Source organism: Cellulomonas sp. P5_C6, assembly GCF_054049635.1.
This window is the reverse complement of the sequence record NZ_JBFULZ010000277.1, coordinates 1-4,068: the sequence shown is the minus strand read 5'-3', so window position 1 is coordinate 4,068 and position 4,068 is coordinate 1. Positions and strand designations below refer to the sequence as shown.

The following is a 4,068-nucleotide window of genomic DNA, read 5'->3' as shown; positions in this document are numbered from 1 at the left end:
GGCTCAAGCCCGGCGACCGGGTCGTCGTGCCGTTCGGGATCGCGTGCGGGACCTGCTGGATGTGCACGCACGGTCTCACCTCGCAGTGCGAGACCACGCAGGTCCGCGACCAGGACAAGGGCGCGGCCCTCTTCGGGTACACCAAGCTGTACGGCCAGGTCCCAGGCGGGCAGGCGCAGTACCTGCGCGTGCCGCAGGCACAGTTCGGGCCGGTCATCGTGCCGGACGACGGGAGCCCCGACGAGCGGTACCTCTACCTCTCGGACGTCCTGCCGACCGCGTGGCAGGCCGTCGAGTACGCGCAGGTTCCGCCGGGCGGGTCGGTGGTCGTCGTCGGGTTGGGCCCGATCGGGCAGATGGCGGCGCGCATCGCTGCGCACCGTGGAGCCGGGCTGGTGATCGGCCTGGACCTCGTGCCGGAACGTCTGGCCATGGCCCGCCGGCACGGCGTCGACGTGCTCGACGTGACGGAGGTCGACGATCTCGAGTCCGCGGTGCGGGACCTCACGGACGGCCGGGGCGCCGACGCCACCATCGACGCCGTGGGCATGGAGGCGCACGGGTCGCCCGCAGCGACGGGGGCGCAGAAGCTCGCCGGCCTTCTGCCCGACGCCCTTGCGCGGCCTGTGATGGAGAAGGCCGGGATCGATCGCCTGGCGGCGCTGCAGACGGCCATCCGGCTGGCGCGGCGCGGCGGCACCGTGTCGATCTCCGGCGTCTACGGCGGTGCGGTGGACCCGTTGCCCATGATGGATCTGTTCGACCGCCAGCTGACCTTGCGGATGGGGCAGGCGAACGTCCGCCGATGGGTGAACGACCTGCTTCCGCTGGTCGCAGCGGACGACGACCCGCTCGGCGTGCTCGACCTGCGCACGCACCGGCTCCCGCTGGAGCAGGCTCCGGAGGCTTACGCGATGTTCCAGGCCAAGGAGGACGGCTGCATCAAGGTCGTCCTGGACCCGGCGGAGCCGGCGCGCTGATGGCCACCGTCACCAGGGCGATGGGGTGTTCGCCGCAGGCCGTCCTGGACGTGCTGGCCGACGGCTGGACCTCCGCCATGTGGGTGGTCGGGACCTCGCGGCCGCTCCACCCCGCCGGTGCAATGACAGGTCTGGGCCGGCATGCGCCGCACCTGGGACCCCCTACTCGGGCCTCGGTTCGAGGGCATCCTGACCGTTGGAGGTCCACTGGATCAGCAGGATGGTCGCGTCGTCCTGGAGGATGCCGTTCTGGTGCTCCAGGATGCGACGCCCGACCCGGCGGACGATCTCGGGCAGGGGAACGCCGTCCGAGGCCTCGCGTTCGACGAAGTCCACCAGTCGGTCGAGGCCGAAGAACTGGCGCTCGGCGTCACGGGCCTCGGTGATCCCGTCGGTGTACAGGACGAGGACGTCGTCGGGTTCGAGCCACTCGACGGCCACGTTCGCGGCCGCCATGTCGAGACCCAGCAGCGGGCGGCGGCCGGAGTCCAGGACCTTGACCACGTGGCCTCGCCGCAGCACGAGGGGCGGCGGGTGGCCGGCCGCGATGTAGCGCAGCTCGCCGGTGTCGAGATCGAGCGTCCCCAGGACACCGGTCGCGAACATGCGACCCGCGAACTCGTCGCCGACCGCGCGGTGGACAGCCTCGGTCTGCTCGAACAGTCCGTGACCCTCACGGCGTGAGTTGCGGTAGGCAGCGAGCGCGGTCGCGGCCGCGAGGCCGGAGTGCAGGTCGTGGCCGGTGGCGTCGAAGATCGCGAACTGCGCCCGGCTGTCGGACAGCGCGTAGTCGAACACGTCGCCGCCGACCTCGGAGGACGGTTCCAGGCGGCCGCTGACGACGACCTTGCTGGTGCCCGACGTCAGCGGTGGGAGCAGCTGCCAGATGAGCTCGGCGGAGACGGTCCGCGGCGTCTGGCGGCGCACCGCATCGACGGCGTCGCCGTACTCGTCGAGGATCGAGACGAGGTGGCCGAGGAGGTGCGCGAACGACCACACGTCGTGCAGGAACACGTCGTCCTCGAGCCGGCCCGCATCCGTCACGCTGACCTGCAGGACACCGAGGCGTTCGACCCCGTCGATGACGGGCATCCAGATCAGTCCCACGCCGTCGGAGACACTGGTCTGCACGGTGAGCAGCCGGTACGCACGCCCCGCGAGGGTCGCGTCGACGGCCAGCAGGTCGGGGCGAGCTCGGTCGGCGCCCACCATGGGCACGAGCACGGTGTCGCTGTAGTCCGCGAGGAACAGCACACCGCTCGCGTCGAGGTGGGAGATCGCTGTGTCGACCGCGTCGGGAATCAGGTCGGGCGGTGCGAGGTGCGTGCTTTCCAGCAGCGACATCAGCGCGTGCAGAGTCGAGCCCCCTCGTGGGTCGTCTGGCCCCGCGGTCATGTCACGTCCACCCAGATCGTCGACGAAGCCGGCCTTCTCTCACCCTAGTCAGGCGGCAACCGCCCCAAGGCGCAGCAGCGGCCGACGATGCGCCGCTGGCTGCGGGTGATTCTGACCGTGGACAAGTCTCCGCGGTCATGGCTGCGTCCGCTCGCGCGGTGCCCGCCTCGGTGGGACGCTCGGTCCAGGGGTACAGAGACGTCGCCCCAGGCCCGGGCGGGTTGCTTCACGCTCCAGGCTGAGTCCCGAAGAGGAGATGCTCCCATGGCACTCTGGCTGATCTTGATCGTCGTTGGTGTCGTGATGATCGTTCTCGGCGTCGCTGTCACGGCGGCGAAGGTTTTGCTGTGGATCGGCATCGCACTGCTCGTCATCAGCCTCATCGGCTGGCTTGTGGGGCGCGGCAGGTCTCGCGCCTGACGGCCACGGACGTCAGCCCACGTCGTGCTCCCAGGCTGACGCCGCGGGCGCCGAGGCGGTCTGCCAACTATCGGCCGTTCGTGTTGGGGATAGATCCAGCACTGGCTCTCAGTCGTCAGTCGTTCTCATCGGCGCCGGACCCGGGCGACTGGCGCAAGGCGCGGCCGAGCCGTATGTCCTCCTCCTGCTTGGCCTGCTTCTTCTCGCTCGCGATCAGCGTGATCCTCACGGCCGACACCCCGTGTGGCCCGAGGATCATCAGTCGTTCGTCTCCGTTGAGGATGCGGCCCTCGACCCAGGCGCCGTCGTGAAGACGAAGCTCCCGCAGGCTGTCGATCTCGAGCACGGATCCCTCCCGACCGAAGTCGATCATCGCCTGCCGTCCCACGGCGATGTATTCGAGATCTCCGGTCTGCAGGACGATTCCGAACGGGCGCGGGTCTCCGGGGGAGGGCGCGTGGGCGGTTGGCAGGGTCTCGTCGGGAAGCGGGGCCGGCTCCGGCAGCCGGACACCCGCATCGAGCAGCATGTCAGCGAGGAGCTTCGGCGCGCTTCGCACCGTGACGGTCGTCGACCCGAGCCGTGCGGTGGCAGCATCCGTCCCCGGATCCAGCGCGAATCCCATCACGCGACCGTCCCGCTGGGCTTCGAGTATCTGCGGAGCGAGGGCGAGAAGCTTCCGGAAGGCGTCGTAGAGCTGGCTGTCGTCACGGACGTCGTCGATCCCGAAGACGTGATAGCCCATGGCGTTGAAGGCACCGAACGCGCGGAAGGCGTCACCGGTCAGAACACGCGCCTCAGGGATGAAGAGCGGGTTGATGTCCGACGTGTACTCGCGCATGACCGACTCGCTGTCGGAGACGTAGATGTCGGGGGACACGAAATCGAGCGCCGGTCCGGCGACGCGCCACACTCCACTCATCCGTGCGGTCGGACCGCCGCTGGGATACTGGCCCGGCGTGTCCTGACCTGGCTGAGGGCCCAGCCAGGCGTTCGCGTRCGCAGGTAGGGCCTTGATCTGCTTTCCCCTCGCCGCCAGGGCGCCGACATAGCTGGCGAACCCCCAGGCCATGAAGACCTCGTCGGCCAGCGGATCGTCGTCGCCGAATCGCTGCTGCCACGATGCCGCGTCCGGGCGCGAGCGACCGAACAGATCGACGACGTCGTCGTCGAAGTCGGCGGGTTCGGTCGCCACGGCCTCGACGAGGGCCTCAGGAATGGGCGACAGCCAGGCGAGCTGGGCGGCGGAGGAGCGGTCGCGGCTCGACCCCAA

4 protein-coding genes are annotated in these 4,068 nt (G+C 69.9%); 2 read left to right on the top strand and 2 right to left on the bottom strand.

Annotated elements, in window-relative coordinates; translation table 11 throughout:
• On the top strand, positions 1-980 hold a 980-nt coding region (locus ACXJKG_RS19950; protein WP_456847468.1), incomplete at its 5' end, for a zinc-binding dehydrogenase.
• A 162-nt stretch (positions 981-1,142) separates the two neighbouring features.
• Here the strand turns inward: ACXJKG_RS19950 and ACXJKG_RS19945 are convergent.
• Positions 1,143-2,324 carry a PP2C family protein-serine/threonine phosphatase gene (locus ACXJKG_RS19945; protein WP_456847467.1) on the bottom strand — a complete coding sequence of 394 codons (1,182 nt, stop codon included), beginning with the start codon at positions 2,322-2,324 and terminating at the stop codon, positions 1,143-1,145.
• A gap of 315 nt (positions 2,325-2,639) precedes the next feature.
• Between ACXJKG_RS19945 and ACXJKG_RS19940 the strand changes: the two genes are divergently transcribed.
• Positions 2,640-2,795 carry a hypothetical protein gene (locus ACXJKG_RS19940; RefSeq protein ID WP_456847466.1) on the top strand — a complete coding sequence of 52 codons (156 nt, stop codon included), beginning with the start codon at positions 2,640-2,642 and terminating at the stop codon, positions 2,793-2,795.
• 115 nt (positions 2,796-2,910) lie between these two features.
• On the opposite strand, the gene ACXJKG_RS19935 is transcribed toward ACXJKG_RS19940, so the two are convergent.
• Positions 2,911-4,068: DUF5597 domain-containing protein (locus ACXJKG_RS19935; protein ID WP_456847465.1), on the bottom strand; the 1,158-nt coding region annotated here is incomplete at its 5' end.